This is a genomic window from Ferrimonas sp. YIN67 (genome assembly GCF_057219095.1).
This window is the reverse complement of record NZ_JBXVVJ010000006.1, coordinates 51,791-68,611: the sequence shown is the minus strand read 5'-3', so window position 1 is coordinate 68,611 and position 16,821 is coordinate 51,791. Positions and strand designations below refer to the sequence as shown.

Sequence of the window (16,821 nt, the reverse complement as noted above, 5' to 3'; positions counted from 1 at the left end):
CCCATGGCACTCATTGATGGCTTTGGCCGCCAAATCAAATATCTGCGCATGTCAGTCACGGATCACTGCGATTTTCGCTGCGTCTACTGCATGGATGAGGATCCCACCTTCCTGCCCCGGGATCAGGTGCTGAGCCTCGAGGAGCTGCACCAGATCGCCCAGGCGTTCACCGAGTTGGGGGTCGAGAAGATCCGCCTGACCGGTGGCGAGCCCCTGGTCAAGAGCAACCTCGACTACCTGGTCCAGCAGATCGCCGCCCTGCCGGGTCTCAAGGATCTGTGCCTGACCACCAATGGCTCCCGGTTGAAGAAATTCGCCCGGCCGCTCAAAGACGCGGGCCTCAAGCGGATCAACATCAGCCTGGACACCCTGGATCCGGAGCGATTCAGGGCCGTCACCCGCAACGGCAAGCTGGAGCGGGTCCTGGCCGGGATCGATGCCGCCATCGAGGCGGGCTTCGAGCGGATCAAGCTCAATACCGTCGCCATGAAAGGCAACAATGACGATGAGATCCTCGATCTGGTCGCCTTCGCCCGGGACAAGGGAGTGGACATCAGCTTTATCGAGGAGATGCCCCTGGGGATCCTCAGCGATAACCGTCGGGCCAACTCCATGCTCACCAGCGAGGCGGTGCGCACCATACTGGCCGAGCGCTACGAGCTGATCCCCACCACGGAAAACACAGGTGGACCGGCCCGTTACTACCGCATGCCCGACAGTGACATTCGCATCGGCTTTATCAGCCCCCACAGCCATAACTTCTGCCATGAGTGCAACCGGGTGCGGCTCACCACCACGGGGGAGTTGCTGCTGTGCCTGGGCAATGAAAACTCCGTCGATCTGCGCGCCATCCTGCGTCAGTACCCGGGTAACCTGGAGAAGCTCAAGCAGGCGATCCTCGATGCCATGGCCCGCAAGCCGGAGATGCACCACTTCAGCCAGGATGGAGAGACCCACATCCTGCGCTTTATGAGCCACACCGGGGGATAACCGCGTATGCGGTTAGCTAATAGCTGTTAGCTAACCGCTTTTAGACATTGCGATCGGGAACATACCCCCTAAAAAACAAAAAAGCCGCACTCGATGAGTGCGGCTTTTTTGTTAAAGATGGGGTGGCTAACGGGACTTGAACCCGCGACAACCGGAATCACAATCCGGGACTCTACCAACTGAGCTATAGCCACCACTGAAACAGTGGGTGCAGCAGCAAGGCTGCTCAACAATACGTAAGATAGCGTAGACAATTGTCCGCGCCTGACCAAGTCGTATCATTGGAGTTTGCCGAACGGGTCCAGCAAACGAGAAAGATGGGGTGGCTAACGGGACTTGAACCCGCGACAACCGGAATCACAATCCGGGACTCTACCAACTGAGCTATAGCCACCAAAGAATTTTGTGTCGGGCCATTGAAAATGGCGCGCCCAAGAGGATTCGAACCTCTGACCTTTGCCTCCGGAGGGCAACGCTCTATCCAGCTGAGCTATGGGCGCATCCTTGACGGCGGGTATAATACTCAAGCCGCCCCCATGCGTCCATGGATAAATCGCAAATTTAACTCGGCTGCTGATTTTTTAACTAACCCAAGGGATCCTATCCTGCTATTGGGCACATTTTTACCACAGAAGTGTTTGTTTTTTAGCCGTAGCCATATAATGTAACAGTTTAGCAACAGAGCCAGGGACGGATCACATGACTCGGACATCGCTAACCGACAGCGACGGACCGCTTGCGCAGTCTCAGCGCCGGGTCCAACGATTACGAAAACTAGTGAGACAGCGTCGCCAAGCCGAACAGATCCAGCAACTGCTGCTGGGGATCTCTGAACTGGCCAGTCAGTGCCACTCCATGGAGCAGTTCTACCAGCAACTGGGTCCCCTGGTATTGCGCCAATCCCAAGTGGAGTACTGCTACGCGGTGTTTTACCACAGTGAAGAGGACCGTTTCTCCTGTCCCTTCTTCGTCGACCGGAAAGGCAATGCCAATCCCATAAGCAAGACCAGCCAGGAAGCATTTCGCAACGGCCTCACCTATCATCTCTATCGTCACGGCCAAGCCATGCGGCTGGGTCCGTCGGACTTTCACAGACTCGAGCGAGAACACAATGTCCGCTCGCTGGGCACGCCGTGCGAGGCTTGGATCGGCGTGCCACTAAAACAAAATGGTGAGATCATTGGGGTTCTGGCGATGCAGTCCTACCAGCCAGGCAGGTTATACAGCCAGCATGATCAGGAACTGCTGCAGTTTATCGGTGATCACCTGGTTACTGCGCTGGGCAGGCTAAAGTACGCCGAGCAGACCGAGCTGGTCATCGCTCGCCGGACCCGTGAGATGCGCATGGCAAACCAAGCCCTGCATGAGGAAAACCGCCAGCGACGCCGGGCCGAACAGTTACAGAAAGCCCTTCTGGCGATCACCGAACTGACCGCTCGTCATACCGATATCGACAGCTTCTATCGAGCCATTCATCAGGCCCTACGCCAATTGTTGCCAGCCAACAACTGTTTGATTGCCCTGCTCAATGAGGATGGCAAAGAGCTGAGTTTTCCCTACTACCAGGCTGGCGATACCCTCCCCCCTCCCCCACCTCGTCCTCCCCAGGATGGCCTGGTCGAGCGGGTGCTCAAGGCGGGCAAACCGGTACAGCTCAAGGGAAAAGCCATCCAGGCCAGCTATGCCGACGGAAGCCTGGGCCAAGGGGTCGAACGCTGCCTCCTGTTTCTGAGAGATTGGATAGGTGTCCCACTCACCTTGGGGGGGCAGACCCGGGGCGTCCTGGCGGTATTCAGCCAGCAGGCGGGTGAAGAGTATGATCAGAAAGACTTGGAACTGATGGGCTTTGTGTCCCAGCATATCAGCAGTGCCATCGAACGCCGCACTATCGAGGAGCAGCGGGCCCGCTACCATGAAGAGCTGGAGCGCAAGGTCGAGGAGCGCACTCGTGAGATGCAGGCCCTCAATGCCGACCTGCAACGCCAGATAGCACAACGGCGTAAAGCGGAGCAACGCCTGCGGCACGACGCCTTCCACGATACCCTGACCAACTTGCCCAATCGGGCCCTGCTGCTGGATCGCCTTGAGCACACCAGCAAGCAGCTTAATCGCCGTTCTCAGGAGCGCTTTGCCGTCCTCTTTATCGATCTGGACCGATTTAAGCTGGTCAATGACAGCCTGGGTCACCTGATCGGCGATCAATTCCTGATCGAGATTGCCCGGCGACTGGCTACCTGCATTCGGGACAATGACACCCTGGCTCGGATTGGCGGAGACGAGTTTGTGATCCTGCTGGATGGCATTCGGCAGATCGAAGATGTGCAGGAGGTGTGCGAGCGGATCCTTCGTACCGTCGGCCAGCCCGTCGAGCTGGAGGGACGCGACTTCTTTCCCGGCACCAGTATCGGCATCGCCCTGGCGACGCCCGGAGCTGACAACAAACCCGAAACTCTCCTGCGCAATGCCGATGCCGCCCTCTATCATGCGAAATCCGCCGGACGGGGCTGCTTTGCCTTCTTCAGTTCAACCATGCAGGCCACCCTGAAACAGGACCACAGGCGCGAAGCCCAATTCCGCCATGCCTTGGAGCACAATGAGCTCACCCTGCTCTATCAGCCCATGATCGATCTGGCCGACGGCCACCTGGTGGGCGTGGAAGCCCTGGTTCGCTGGCACCATCCGACGCTGGGGCTCCTGCCCCCCCAGGAGTTCCTCCCCTGGGCCAGCCAGTGCGGGGCAATCACGGCGCTGGATCGCCACGTCCTGTCACGGATCCGTCAGGATCTGGCCATCCTGTCCCCCCTACTGGGCCCCAATGGTTGGCTGCACATCAACCTGGATCTGGCCCACCTGCGCAGCGAGGCACAGTTGACGCTACTGGAGGAACATATTCGAGCCATGCCCATCTCGGCATCCCAACTGGCCCTGGAATTTTCCGAGCGGGAGCTTAGGCTGGAGCAGGCCACTTTGAAGACCGGCCTGGAGCGTCTCCGTGCCCTGGGCGTCAGGCTGGGACTGGACAATTTCGGGACCGGTTACTCGGCCCTGACCCTGCTGCCCCACCTGCCGCTGGATTACATCAAGATCGACAAACAATACAGCCAACTCACTCCGCTTTGCCATCGCCACCGGGCCATCGTCCAGTCCCTGCTCGATATGTCAGGGCAACTGGGGGTGATCATCGTTGCCGAAGGGATCGAAACCGAAGGGCAGCGTCGCCAGCTGATCGACATGGGCTGTCGCTGGGGACAGGGCTTCCTGTTCAGCTCTCCGCAGCCCGTGGCACAACTTACCTCGACTCGACAACAGGAAGGCCAGCCGCAGTTAGGCTAGCCCAAACCCCTACTTCTTATTGAGCATGGCCCGCATCATGGCGATATTGGTCTTGCCCGTCTGTTGACGTTGCTCCACCGACGGCTTCTTCTGTCGCGCTTCCCAGACAAGATCATCCTGAGGCAACTCCAGCAGGAAACGGCTGGGCTCACAGCGGATCTGCTCACCATACTGACGACGCTCCTTGCACAGGGTAAAGAACAGCTCTTTCTGTGCCCGGGTGATCCCCACATAGGCCAGGCGGCGCTCCTCCTCCACATTGCCCTCATCCAGGCTGCTCTGGTGGGGTAACAGGCCCTCTTCCGCCCCCACCAGGAAGACATAGGGAAACTCCAACCCTTTGGAGGCGTGCAGGGTCATCATCTGCACCTGATCCGACTCCTCGTCCTCATTGTTGCGTTCCATCATGTCCCTCAGGGTCAGCCGGGTCACCACCTGCTCCAGGGTCATCGGTTCCTCCAGATCGTCGCCATCGAGCATGTCGGTGATCCAGCGATACAGCTCGGAGACGTTCTTCATCCGCATCTCCGCCGCCTTGGGGCTGGGCGAGGTATCGTACAGGTGATCCTCGTAATTGATCCCGCGGATCATCTCCTTAAGCGCCTCCAGGGTATCGCCGCGCACGGCGCGATCCCCCAGCTCCACCAGCCAGCGGGTAAAGACCATGACGGTTTCCGCCCCCTGGGGCGGCAGCACCTGCTCGATCTCGGGATCGAAACAGGCGGCAAACAAGCTCACCTGCTTACGGTTGGCCAAGCGACCTATCTTCTCCAGCGTCGCCGGTCCCATGCCACGCTTGGGCACGTTGCAGATCCGCAGGAAGGCATTGTCATCGTCCGGGTTCACCAGTACCCGCAGGTAACCCATGATGTCCTTGATCTCCGCCCGGCTGAAGAAGCTGGTACCCCCGGAGATCTTATAGGGGATCCGGTTGGCCATCAGCGCTTTCTCGAAGATCCGGGCCTGGTGGTTACCCCGATAGAGGATGGCGTAATCCTTGTGCTTGGCGTGGTTCATAAACTTATGCCGCACCAGGGAGGCCACCACCCGCTCTGCCTCATGATCCTCGTTATTGGCCGTCACCACGGTCAGTGGCTCACCGTAGCTGAGGTTGGCCCGCAGCGTCTTGTCGTAGACATGAGGGTTGTTGGCGATGAGGATGTTGGCCGCCTTGAGGATCCGACCGGAGGAGCGGTAGTTCTCCTCCAGTTTGACCAGCTCCAGGTTGGGGTAGTCCTTGCCCAGCAACACCAGGTTCTGTGGCTTGGCCCCGCGCCAGGAGTAGATGGACTGATCGTCGTCCCCCACCACGGTAAAGCGGGCCCGCTCCCCCACCAGTTGCTTCACCAGCTGGTACTGGCTGGTGTTGGTGTCCTGATATTCGTCCACCAGCAAGTAGCGGATGCGGCTCTGCCAGCGCTCCCGAACCTCCTCATTGGTCGACAGCAGCACCGTCGGCAGCATGATCAGATCATCAAAATCCAGCGCGTTGTAGGCCGTCATATGGTCCCGGTAACGCCCATACAGCTCGGCATGCAGGGCTTGCTGGGCATCATTGGCGATCCGCTTGGCCTGCTCCGGCATCACCAGATCGTTTTTCCAGTCGCTGATCTGCTTGATCAGCTGCTGCAGCTGGTCCTTATCTTCCAGCAGCTCATCCTCGGTCAGCTCCTTGAGCAGCGCCAGGGAGTCCTGATCGTCAAACAGGGAGAAGCCGGGCTTAAGCCCCAGCACCTTGTGCTCACGACGAATGATATCCAGTCCCAGGGTGTGGAAGGTGGAGATCCGCAGGCCCCGCGCCTCACCCTTGCCCAGCGAGCTGGCGATCCGCTCCTTCATCTCCCGGGCCGCCTTATTGGTAAAGGTCACCGCGGCGATGTGCTTAGCCTTATAGCCACACTGTTGGATCAGGTAACCGATCTTATTGATGATCACCCGGGTCTTGCCCGAACCGGCACCGGCCAGCACGAGGCAGGGGCCCGAGACATAGGTAACGGCTTGGTGTTGGGCCGGGTTTAATTTCATCGACAAGACAGTCCTTCAGCTAGATGGGGCGCGCAGTTTACCCTAATAACGCGACCGATTGGATGGCCAGTTCAAAGCCACACTCTGGTACTATACGAAAAATTCGATACAGAGACGGACCTATGCTGAACCCTCAGAAACTGGAAGAGCTGGCCCAACAATTGGCTGGCACCCTGCCGCCCGGCATCAAAGCCGCGGCCGATGATTTTGAACTCAAAGCTAAAACCCTGCTTCAGGCGCAGCTGAGCAAGCTGGACTTCGTCTCCAGGGAAGAGTTCGATCGCCAGGCCGCCGTGCTGGCCAAGACCCGCATGATGGTTGAACAGCTGGAAGCCCGTCTCGACGCGCTGGAAGCCACTCCGGCGGACCAAAGCGACGCAGAGTAATACCAATCGTATTATGTAGGACAGGCACAAAAAAACGGGCGCATGCCCGTTTTTTTGTGCCTGTCACTTTGCCGGAACGCTTTGTCTGGCAAGGCGCCTTGCCCTATCCTTGCTAGCAAAACCATCACCGCGAGACATCTTCGTGATCTACAACCTTATCCTGCTTGGCGTGGCCCTGGTGGCCCTCTTCTTCGTCTTTAAGGCCAAACGCATTCAAAAAGAACACGCCGCCGCCAATGTCCGGGCAAAAGAGCAACTGGAGGCGATCGAGGCCAGGCTATACCAGGCCGGGATCAACTGGGCAGCCAAAAGTGAGCCGGAACCGGACCTGAAAAGCCAGCTAAAAGGCGGCCTGATCGAAGCGTTTCAACACGGCGCAGCCCTCTATCAAACGAACACCCCAACCGATGGCAAGGCCCTCAAGGCCCTGCTCGGAGACTTTATCGAAGGCCAGGGCATCGCCGAAGCCGGCCAACGCTGGCCCCTGTACCATCGCGCCCTGCACTGCGCCTACCTGATGGGCCAGGCCGCCGCCCAGCCCAAGATGGCCGAGCGGATCCACTACCAGCTCGACAAACTGAGACAGGCTCTTAAGCGCGGTGAGTAAACAACGGGGCGCACAATGCGCCCCGCTTTTCGGCTCTAGGTTCTAGGTTCTAGGTTCTAGGAAGAGCAGGTTCTAGGTTCTAGGAAGAGCAGGTTCTAGGTTCTAGGAAGAGCAGGACACTACCTTGGCTCTTCCCCAGCACCTAGGCTCTTCCCGAGTACCCGGGCTCGTTTCTACTCACGAACCACGTGCAGGAAGTGCAGGTGTTTCTCATACTGGTCGAGAATATCCCCCAGCACCTGCTCCCGGCTCCAGCCCATGATGTCGTAATCCTGGCCCCCTTCGCGCAGGTGTACCTCGGCACGGAAATAATGGTCCGGGTCGAGCAGCGGTTCGATATCACTGGGCCGGAAAGCCGGTCGCAGATAGTCCTGCACCCTTACTTCGTATTCGAAATCCATCTCAGCGCCCAGCAGCACCTCCAGGCGAACCCTATGCTGATCCGCCTGAGGGTGGATCTGGGCTGTCACCCCCTGTTTCAACAGCTCCTCGGCTACCTCCTCCATAACGGGCATGACGGTCGCCTCGATAAATTGGGCCACCTCGAGGCGGCTGGGCAGGCGCATGGCGGTGCGCAGGCGCTGCTGCCAGGGCACAGGATTACGTGTAACCCTGGGGGCCAGGTTGGCACTTTGCAGGCTATCTTTCTTGTGCAGATCCAGGCGCAGGGCCTGCAGCAGGCCATAGCAAGCCACCATCAGGATCAGCGCAAAGGGCAGTGCGCTGGCGATGGTCGCGGTTTGCAAGGCGGCCAGGCCCCCCGCCAGCAGCAACACAATCGCCACCACGGCCATCAGCACCGCCCAGTAAACCCGCTGCCAAACCGGGGTCTGAGTATTGCCACCGGAGGCCAGCATATCGACCACCAGGGAGCCGGAGTCGGCGGAGGTGACAAAGAACACCACGATCATCATCAAGGCGATCACCGACAGCACCGAAGCGAAAGGAAACTGCTCCAAAAAGTGAAACAGGGCCAGGGAGGCGTCGGCACTGATCGCCTGGCCCAGCATCTGCTGGCCCTGATGCAGTACCATGTCGATGGCGGAATTACCAAACACCGTCATCCAGGCCAGGGTGAACCCTGCCGGGACAAAGAGGACGCCGGTAACAAACTGACGAATGGTTCGTCCACGGGAGATCCGGGCGATAAACAAACCGACAAATGGCGACCAGGATAACCACCACCCCCAGTACAACAGGGTCCAGCCCCCCAGCCACTCCTTGGGATCGTAGGCATAGAGGTTAAAGGTTTTATTGACCAGATCAGAGAGGTAACTGCCGGTATTCTGTACAAACATTTGCAACAGCAATACCGTCGGCCCCAGCACGATCACCAGCAACATCAGTAACAGGGCGAGCACCAGATTCAACTCGGACAGACGGCGTACCCCCCGATCCAGACCGGTCACCACAGAGAGGGTCGCCAGCGCCATGATCCCCAGGATCAGAGCCACCTGGACCGGGGTTGAGACGGCCACACCAAACAGGTGGCTCAGCCCGCTGTTGATCTGCAGCACCCCGTAGCCCAAGGAGGTGGCCACCCCAAAGACGGTGCCCAGAATGGCAAAGATATCCACCGCATGACCGATAGGGCCGTAGATCCGCTCCCCGATCAGGGGATAGAGGGCGCTACGCAGGGTCAGGGGCAGACCATGCCGGTAGGCAAAAAAAGCCAAGATCAGCGCCACGATGGCGTAGATCGCCCAGGCGTGCAGACCCCAGTGGAAGAAGGTCAACTTCATCGCTTCCTGGGCGGCAGCAATGGTGCCCGGATCTCCCTCGGGGGGACTCATAAAGTGCATCACCGGCTCGGCCACGCCGAAAAACATCAGGCCGATCCCCATGCCCGCCGAGAACAGCATGGCAAACCAGGATGAATAGCTGTAACTGGGCTCGGCATGGTCCGGCCCCAGTTTGATCTCGCCAAAACGGGACAGTCCCAAGTAGGCGACAAACACCAAAATCATTGCCACGACGCTGACATAAAACCAGCTGGCATTATCAAACAACCACCCCTGCAGACCGGACATCTGGAGGTTAAACGGCTCAGGAAACAGGGCTGCCAGCACCACCAAAACCAGGATTAAACCGCTCGCCCAATAGAAGACGGGACCCAGTCGTTGTTCTTGCTCAGAGATAACCACCTCCATACTCCTTGGAAAATTATTCTTCGGCTCCACCAAAGCTCAGACTCAGGCAGAAACACACAGCCCCCGAATACTCGGGGGCTGTGCTCTATCGATTACTCACGAACCACGTGCAGGAAGTGCAGGTGTTTCTCATACTGGTCGAGAATATCCCCCAGCACCTGCTCCCGACTCCAGCCCATGATGTCGTAATCCTGGCCCCCTTCGCGCAGGTGTACCTCGGCGCGAAAGTACTTGCTCTCCTCGTCCTCTTCGCTCTCCGTGGTCTCGGGGTAGAAGGCCGGCCTGAGGAAAGCACGGGGTCGCACTTCGTACTCGAAATCGACCTCAGCACCCAGCACCACTTCGAGCCGCACCCTGTCCCTGTCTTCATCCTTAAAGACATTGACCGTCACCGACTCCTTACGCAGCTCTGCGGCGACATCTTCCATCGCCGGCGTCACCACTTCATCAATAAAGCGGTTAACGTCACTGCGACGGGGGAACTGCATCATATTGCGCAGCCGTCGATCCCAGGAGACAGGGTTACGCGTAACCCTCGGGGCCAGGTTGGCAGCCTGCTGGCTGTCTTTTTTATGCAGATCCAGTCGCAGGGCCTGCAGCAAACCATACATGGAGACCATCAGGATGATGGAGAAGGGCAGCGCCGAGGCGATCGCGGCGGTCTGCAGCGCAGACAGTCCCCCCGCCATCAACAGCACGATGGCAAAGACACCCATCAGTCCGGCCCAGAAGATCCGCTGCCATACCGGGGTCTTGTCATCCCCCCCGGAGGCCAGCATGTCCACCACCATGGAGCCGGAATCCGCCGAAGTGACAAAGAACACCACGATCATCAGCATGGCGACGAAGGAGAGGACACTGGAGAAGGGGAAGTTATCCAGGAAGACGAACAGGGCCAGGGACGAGTTTTCATCGATCACACTGCCCAGTGACGCTACGCCCTGGTTGAGGATCAAATCGATGGCCGAATTACCGAACACCGTCATCCAGGCCAGGGTGAAGCCCGCCGGCACAAACAGCACCCCCATCACAAACTGACGTATGGTGCGGCCACGGGAGATCCGGGCAATAAACATGCCGACAAAAGGTGACCAGGAAACCCACCAGCCCCAGTAGAACAGGGTCCAGCCACCCAGCCAGTCCGTCGGATCATAGGCATACAGGTTGAAGGTCTTGGAAACGATCTCGGACAGGTAACTGCCGGTATTTTCCACGAAGGTCTGCAGCAGCAAAACCGTCGGCCCCAGCACCAGGATCAGCAGCATCAAGCTGACGGCCAGTACCAGATTCAGCTCAGACAGACGTCGGATCCCCTTGTCCAGACCTGAAACCACGGAGAGGGTAGCCAGCGCCGTGATCACCAGGATCAACACCACCTGCACCTGGGTGCTGATGGCAATGCCAAACAGGTGAGACAGGCCCGCGTTGACCTGCGCCACACCCAGGCCCAGAGAGGTGGCTACCCCGGCCACGGTGCCGAGGATGGCAAAAACGTCCACCGCATGACCGATAGGACCGTAGATCCTGTCACCGATCAGAGGATAAAGGGCGCTGCGCAGGGTCAAGGGCAGGCCATGACGGTAAGCAAAAAAAGCCAGGATCAGTGCCACGACGGCATAGATCGCCCAGGCATGCAGGCCCCAGTGGAAGAAGGTGATCTTCATCGCTTCCTGGGCCGCCTCGATGGTGGCAGCGTCCCCTTCGGGAGGCGCCATAAAGTGCATCACCGGCTCGGCCACGCCAAAGAAGATCATGCCGATCCCCATGCCAGCAGAGAACAGCATGGCAAACCAGGACTTGTTGTTAAAAGCGGGTTCGGCGTGGTCCGGCCCCAGCTTGATATCGCCATAGCGGGACAGACCGAGAAACGAGACAAACAGCAGGATCAGGGCTACCGCCAGGATGTAGAACCAACCGGTATTGGTGATGATCCAGGTTTGGATCGCCGAAAAGTTCGCGGCGGCATGTTCCGGCATGGCCCCGGAATAGGCCACCAGTAGCAGCAGCAGGCTCGTCGCCCAGGCAAACACGGGGGCATTGATTTTTGTTTTTAGTTTGAGCTTAAGGTGCTCATCAGACATGGATCCTCCAACACGAGATCATAGATTCTCAGATAACAGGAACGCGTCGATATTCCGTCTCGGCAGGGCCGCCTGTCGGCGAAAAAGGGGGGATCAGCCAAAGAGAGAGGCAGTAATGCCTTAGCCAAAGCCACAAGAGAAGCCGAAACGGCATCAACACATTGTAGGCACACCGGCCCGGGGTAAGCGCCCGGGTCGGTCCACTAAGGCAACGGCAAAAACAGGAATGCCGTTAAAGAAGCGTTATCACTATACCTCATGTGGGTGAACGAAACTAATCACCGCCGTTTTCATTGCTCGCGCCCTTTTAGCCAGCTTGGTTCGCTCACCACCCCTACTATCTGCTCCAGGGTGAGATCCGGTGCAAACTCATCCAGGGCGATGGTCACCTGGCCTAACGCCGGATCCACCCCCACCACAGTGCCCAAACCGCGACGTTTTGGCAGGCTCGGTGCCATCGCTTCCCCCGGACCGATCCGGGCGATCCGGCCCGATGACATCACGGCAATGGGATCGCACAGTTGCAGCGTTTCCGCCACCGAATGACTGATAAAAAGCAGCGGGATCCGTGCCGATACCCGCTGCAGGAAATCCAACAGATGCTGACGACTGGCCAGATCCAGCGCCGCCAAAGGCTCGTCCAGCAGCAGCAGACGTGGCGCCGCGATCAACGCCCGGGCGATGGCCACCCGTTGGCGCTGACCCGCCGACAATGAAGGCGCCGGCTGATCCAGCAGAGCCTCGAAATCACACTCCCGGGCCAGCTCCTCGATGGAGAATATTGGTTGATAGGCGTAACGCCGAGCCAGAGCCAGATTCTGCCTTACGGTCAAGTGGGGAAACAGTCGGCTATCCTGAAACACCAGGCCAATGCGACGCTTATCCGGTGACACAAACAGCCCTCGCTCACTGTCCTGCAACACCTCGCCGCCGAGCACGATGCGCCCCGGCAAGCCCCGCTCCAGGCCTGAAATGGCGCGGATCAAACTGGTCTTGCCCACCCCGGACGGGCCAAAGACCCCGAGTGCGCCCTCAATGTGCTGATCCAACTGCAAATCAAACTTAAACTCGCCCAATTTGCCCGCCAGAGCCAACTCCAGACGTATCGCCATTACCAGTATCCCCAACGACGCTTGCGTCGATCCATGCCGACATAGATAAACAGCAGCAGCACCAAGGAGGTGATCAGCAGACCCGCCGCCAGCACATGGGCCCGGACATACTCCAGCGCCTCCACATGCTCAAACAGAGTAATGGCGATCACCTGGGTCTCGCCGGGAATGTTGCCGCCGATCATCAGCACCACGCCAAACTCCCCCAGGGTATGGGCAAACCCCAACATGCCCGCCAGCACGAAGCTGTGCCGGGTCATGGGGAAGACCACATGGGTGAAGCGTTGTGCCTTATTCATCCCCAGGGTCGCCGCCGCCTCCAGCTCCCCCTTGCCCAGGGTGGTGAAAGCCGCCTGCAGCGGCTGTACCACAAATGGCAGCGAGTAGAGCATGGAGCCCAGCACCAGACCGGTAAAGGAGAACGCCAGGGTCGAGCCGGTCAGAGCCTGATAGGTCTGACCGGGGAAATACTGGGGCGAGAACAGCAGCAGCAGGTAAAAGCCCAACACCGTGGGTGGCAGGATCAGCGGCAGTGCCACCAGGGCTTCCGCCAGGGGGCGCCAGCGCGCCCGGCTGTGCGCCAGCCACCAGGCCAGTGGCGGCGTTACCAGCAGCAGCAAGGCCGTGCTGATCAGGGCCAGCTTAATCGTGATCCACAGTGCCTCGATATCTTGAGGCATCAACCACTCAGTCAAGACGATACCCCGCTTGCGCGATCTGCGCCCCCTGCTGCTGGATAAAGGCCACCAATGCCCGGGCCAGCTCTGGCTGCTCGGTGCGCTTGAGGATCACCCCCTGCTGTACGATGGGCTCATGCCGCCCTTCGGGCACCACCCAGTATTCACTGGGCGGGACAGAAAAGGCCTTGAGGTGAGACAGGGCCACAAAGCCCGCCGGCACATTGCCACTGTCGACATACTGGTAAGCCTGCAGGATGCTATTGCCCTGAACCCGTTTGCGACGAAGATCCGCGCTGCGCCCGGCCTGGGCGATCACCTGGTCTGCCGCCAGGCCGTAAGGGGCAATCCTTGGGTTGGCCAGCGCGATCCGGCCCTGCCAGGCCATAAAGTCCTGCTCACTGTTCTGGGCACCGGGACGCCAAAAGGCCAGCACGCCGATGGCGTAGGTAAAGGGGGGTTCCAGACTCAGCCCCTGCTGCTGCAGCAGGGTGGGCCGCTCATCGTCGGCGGAGAGGAACAGATCATAAGGTGCACCATGAAGGATCTGGGTATAGAGGGCACCGGAAGCGCCCGACGAGAGCCGAACCCGAACCCCCTGCTCCCGCTCAAACTGTTCGACCAGGGGCACCAGTACCGAGCGGAAGTTGGCCGCCACCGCCACCCGCAACTCCGCGGCACTGACCGGGCCCGTAAGCCCGGCCAAGAAGCATAAAAAAATGATGCGAATTAGCCGCATAAAGATCGTTTTCCATTTTGATCAGGGAGCGCCAGACGCCATTCGAGGCTAGGGATAGTAACAACCCGCTCAGCGGCGCGCCATGCCTGAGATGGGGCTTTACTGCTCGCCCGACTCACAGAGCCTCCCGAGATGCATGCGCCAGTTGGATCAGGCCCGCCAGGGTCTCGACCCCCAGCTTTTTCATCACCCGAGCCCGATGCACTTCGACGGTGCGCACCGCAACAAACAGCTGCTCTGCCACCTGCTTATTGGTCTGGCCCTGGACCACCAGTTCAAACACCGAGCGCTCCCTGGGCGTCAATGCCTGCAATCGTCGACGCTGCTGCTGGCCTTGATAACACCGCTCACTGTGGGCAACGCCGAGTGCCAGCGCCCGAGCCAGGGCCTGTCCATCGATGGGTTTCTGGAAGAAATCGAACGCGCCGCCTTTAAACGCCTCCACCGCCATGGGCACATCGCCGTGGCCGGTCAGGAAGATCACCGCCAGGGGGCTATCGGCTTCGACCAGGTGTCGATGTACCGCCTGACCGCTCATTTGCGGCATCCGGCTGTCGAGGATCACGCAGCCGGGCAGGGTCAGATCCACCTGGGCCAGGAAGCTGGCCCCGTCGGCAAACGCCTGGACCGGCAGATCATAGCTGTCCAGTAAAAACGGCAGGGAATCGCGAATGGCCTCATCATCATCAACCAGATAGATACGCACTGACTCACCCATGTAGGGCTCCATTTCGGGAACGAATGCGCCATGTATCGCATTTCCCCCGCCCGGATGCGACCCCCGAAGCCATAAGATTGAACCGCTTCACATCGCACCAAAGAGGGTTCGGGATAAGCTAACCGGCCGACATAGGAGAACCGAGTTGAACCGTCTTTTCTTGCTGCCCCTGCTGGGCTGTCTCATGCTGCAGCCCCTTCGCGCCACCGAACTGACCGTCGGTGTGCTGGCCAATTGGGGCTACCTGCAGGCACAGCAGCGCTGGCAGCCGCTGATGGATCACCTCACTGAGGCCGTACCCGGTTACCGCTTCAGCGTCTTTCCCGGCTCCTTCGCTGAGCTGGATCATGCCCTGGAAACCGGCAACATCGACTTTGTGATCACCAATCCGGGCCAGTACCTCAGCCTCTCCAATCAGTACCCGCTCTCCTGGCTGGCCACCATGCGCTCGCGCCGCCACGGCGGCACCACCGACGCCATCGGCTCCGCCATCCTGGTACGGGCCGACAGCCCCTACCGCACCCTGTACGATCTGCACAACCGCACCGTGGCCGCCTCCGATCCCCAGGCCCTGGGCGGTTATCAGGCCGCCGTCGGGCTGATGCGCCAGCGTGGCAGCCACCCCGACCAGTTCTTCAGGGACGTCCACTTCCTCGGCTTCCCCCTAGATCCGCTGATCTACCAGCTGCGGGATCGCCAGGTGGATGCGGCCATCACCCCCCTGTGCACCCTGGAGGAGATGGCCGCCCGGGGATTGATCCGGCTGGAAGAGTACCGGGTGCTCAACCCCAGCCGCCCCGCCGGCTATGACTGCCAGCTCAGCACCGCCCTCTACCCCAACTGGTCCTTTGCCGCCACCGGCTCGGTGCCCACCTCGGTCACCGCCCACCTCAGCCGGCTGCTGCTGGCGCTGCCGGCGGATCACCCCGCGGCGATCCAGGGCCAGTTTCAGGGCTGGGCCCCGCCCATCAGCCAGCTCAAGGTGATCCAGCTGTACAGCCAGCTCCACGGCGAAACGGACGAGGTCCACTACTGGGATCACCTGACCAGCTGGCTCGAGCAGAACCGGCACTGGGGCGGCCTGCTCCTGCTGCTGTTTATCGTCGCCACCGTCTACCACCTCTGGCTGGAGTACAAGTTTCGCCAGAAGAGCGACACCCTGCTCCATACCGAACGGGCGCTGAAACAGAAGGCCGTACAGCTGGAGCGATTGCAAAGCGCCGCCATGGTCAGCGAGATCGGCGCGGGCCTGGCCCACGAGATCAACCAACCCATCGCCGCCATTACCCTCTACAGCGAAGGCGGCATGCGACGGCTGCAAAGCCAGATCCAGGCCGATCCAGAGATCCTCGCTCTGCTCGACAAGATCCACCGCCAATCCTCCCGGGCCGGGGCCATCGTCCACCGGATCCGCGGCCTGCTGAAGCGGCAGGAGAGCGTCTTTAGCAAGGTCAATCTGCTCAGCCTGATCGACGAAAGCCTGGCTCTGCTGCGCAGCGAGAGCGATCGCCATGGGATCCGGCTCAGCTCCCGCGTCACCGGTGAGCCCTATGTGCTGGAGGCCGATGGCGTCGGCCTCCAGCAACTGGTGGTCAACCTGCTGAAAAACAGCTTCGATGCCCTGGCCCACGCCCGGACTGCAGATCCCGGGGTGCAGATCCACCTGCACTTCGATCCCCAGCAAATCAGCCTGGCGATCCGCGATAACGGCCCGGGCCTGTCTCAGCCCGCGGCACAACTGATGGCCACCTTCCACACCACCAAGGCCGATGGCCTAGGCCTGGGACTGGCGATCTGCGCCGACATCGCCGAGGCCCATCAGGGCCAGTTTCAGTTAGACAATCACCCTGAAGGAGGCTGCCAGGCCCGGCTGGTACTGCCCCGCCAGCGCCGGTAGCGAGCGCGAGAAAGTTTTCTGCGCCGCACGCCCTGGGGCTGTGGCGCTCACACTCCCGTCCGATAAAAAGCCGCCATGTGGTTTCCCACAATAGCCCCCGATCCGC

At 59.9% G+C, this 16,821-nt stretch carries 12 protein-coding genes and 3 tRNA genes; 5 read left to right on the top strand and 10 right to left on the bottom strand.

Going from position 1 to position 16,821, the window contains the following annotated elements; translation table 11 throughout:
• Positions 1–3: 3 nt before the first annotated feature.
• Positions 4–990 carry a GTP 3',8-cyclase MoaA gene (gene moaA, locus AC2D8U_RS13520; RefSeq protein ID WP_484619594.1) on the top strand — a complete coding sequence of 329 codons (987 nt, stop codon included), beginning with the start codon at positions 4–6 and terminating at the stop codon, positions 988–990.
• A gap of 118 nt (positions 991–1,108) precedes the next feature.
• Here the strand turns inward: moaA and AC2D8U_RS13515 are convergent.
• From AC2D8U_RS13515 to AC2D8U_RS13505, 3 genes are all read right to left on the bottom strand, one after another.
• Positions 1,109–1,184, bottom strand: a tRNA-His gene (locus tag AC2D8U_RS13515).
• A gap of 124 nt (positions 1,185–1,308) precedes the next feature.
• A tRNA-His gene (locus tag AC2D8U_RS13510) sits at positions 1,309–1,384 on the bottom strand.
• Between the two features lie 29 nt (positions 1,385–1,413).
• Positions 1,414–1,490 (bottom strand) — tRNA-Arg (locus tag AC2D8U_RS13505).
• A 277-nt stretch (positions 1,491–1,767) separates the two neighbouring features.
• On the opposite strand from AC2D8U_RS13505, the gene AC2D8U_RS13500 reads away from it, so the two are divergent.
• A complete protein-coding gene (locus AC2D8U_RS13500; protein WP_484619593.1) occupies positions 1,768–4,323 on the top strand; it encodes a bifunctional diguanylate cyclase/phosphodiesterase in 2,556 nt (851 codons plus the stop codon).
• A gap of 9 nt (positions 4,324–4,332) precedes the next feature.
• On the opposite strand, the gene rep is transcribed toward AC2D8U_RS13500, so the two are convergent.
• Positions 4,333–6,348, bottom strand: coding sequence for a DNA helicase Rep (gene rep, locus AC2D8U_RS13495; RefSeq protein ID WP_484619592.1), 2,016 nt, complete (start codon positions 6,346–6,348; stop codon positions 4,333–4,335).
• A gap of 122 nt (positions 6,349–6,470) precedes the next feature.
• Here rep and AC2D8U_RS13490 point away from each other — a divergent pair, with 122 nt between their 5' ends.
• Complete coding sequence (locus AC2D8U_RS13490; protein ID WP_484619591.1) at positions 6,471–6,734, top strand: accessory factor UbiK family protein; 264 nt, start codon at positions 6,471–6,473, stop codon at positions 6,732–6,734.
• A gap of 142 nt (positions 6,735–6,876) precedes the next feature.
• The gene (locus AC2D8U_RS13485; protein WP_484619590.1) at positions 6,877–7,341 is read left to right on the top strand and encodes a hypothetical protein; all 465 of its coding nucleotides are present in this window, start codon (positions 6,877–6,879) and stop codon (positions 7,339–7,341) included.
• A 173-nt stretch (positions 7,342–7,514) separates the two neighbouring features.
• On the opposite strand, the gene AC2D8U_RS13480 is transcribed toward AC2D8U_RS13485, so the two are convergent.
• From AC2D8U_RS13480 to AC2D8U_RS13455, 6 genes are all read right to left on the bottom strand, one after another.
• Entirely contained in the window at positions 7,515–9,485 is a 1,971-nt protein-coding gene (locus AC2D8U_RS13480; RefSeq protein ID WP_484619589.1) for a BCCT family transporter, read from the bottom strand.
• 98 nt (positions 9,486–9,583) lie between these two features.
• Positions 9,584–11,572, bottom strand: a complete 1,989-nt coding sequence (locus tag AC2D8U_RS13475) for a BCCT family transporter (RefSeq protein WP_484619588.1) — start codon at positions 11,570–11,572, stop codon at positions 9,584–9,586.
• A 290-nt stretch (positions 11,573–11,862) separates the two neighbouring features.
• A complete protein-coding gene (locus AC2D8U_RS13470; protein WP_484619587.1) occupies positions 11,863–12,684 on the bottom strand; it encodes an ATP-binding cassette domain-containing protein in 822 nt (273 codons plus the stop codon).
• Positions 12,684–13,364 (bottom strand): molybdate ABC transporter permease subunit, encoded by a 681-nt coding sequence (gene modB / locus AC2D8U_RS13465; RefSeq protein ID WP_484619586.1) that lies wholly within the window; start codon positions 13,362–13,364, stop codon positions 12,684–12,686. Before modB ends, AC2D8U_RS13470 begins: the two co-directional genes overlap by 1 nt.
• 7 nt (positions 13,365–13,371) lie before the next feature.
• Entirely contained in the window at positions 13,372–14,100 is a 729-nt protein-coding gene (modA, locus tag AC2D8U_RS13460) for a molybdate ABC transporter substrate-binding protein (protein ID WP_484619585.1), read from the bottom strand.
• Between the two features lie 115 nt (positions 14,101–14,215).
• A complete protein-coding gene (locus tag AC2D8U_RS13455; protein WP_484619584.1) occupies positions 14,216–14,818 on the bottom strand; it encodes a response regulator transcription factor in 603 nt (200 codons plus the stop codon).
• Between the two features lie 145 nt (positions 14,819–14,963).
• Here AC2D8U_RS13455 and AC2D8U_RS13450 point away from each other — a divergent pair, with 145 nt between their 5' ends.
• Complete coding sequence (locus AC2D8U_RS13450) at positions 14,964–16,715, top strand: sensor histidine kinase (protein ID WP_484619583.1); 1,752 nt, start codon at positions 14,964–14,966, stop codon at positions 16,713–16,715.
• Positions 16,716–16,821: the final 106 nt, after the last annotated feature.

Bases quoted from the DNA above. Each gene is read 5' to 3' on its own strand.
- moaA (WP_484619594.1), top strand. From the start codon at position 4: ATGGCACTCATTGATGGCTTTGGCCGCCAAATCAAATATCTGCGCATG.
- rep (WP_484619592.1), bottom strand. From the start codon at position 6,348: ATGAAATTAAACCCGGCCCAACACCAAGCCGTTACCTATGTCTCGGGC.
- AC2D8U_RS13490 (WP_484619591.1), top strand. From the start codon at position 6,471: ATGCTGAACCCTCAGAAACTGGAAGAGCTGGCCCAACAATTGGCTGGC.
- AC2D8U_RS13475 (WP_484619588.1), bottom strand. From the start codon at position 11,572: ATGTCTGATGAGCACCTTAAGCTCAAACTAAAAACAAAAATCAATGCC.
- AC2D8U_RS13470 (WP_484619587.1), bottom strand. From the start codon at position 12,684: ATGGCGATACGTCTGGAGTTGGCTCTGGCGGGCAAATTGGGCGAGTTT.
- modB (WP_484619586.1), bottom strand. From the start codon at position 13,364: ATGCCTCAAGATATCGAGGCACTGTGGATCACGATTAAGCTGGCCCTG.
- modA (WP_484619585.1), bottom strand. From the start codon at position 14,100: ATGCGGCTAATTCGCATCATTTTTTTATGCTTCTTGGCCGGGCTTACG.
- AC2D8U_RS13455 (WP_484619584.1), bottom strand. From the start codon at position 14,818: ATGGGTGAGTCAGTGCGTATCTATCTGGTTGATGATGATGAGGCCATT.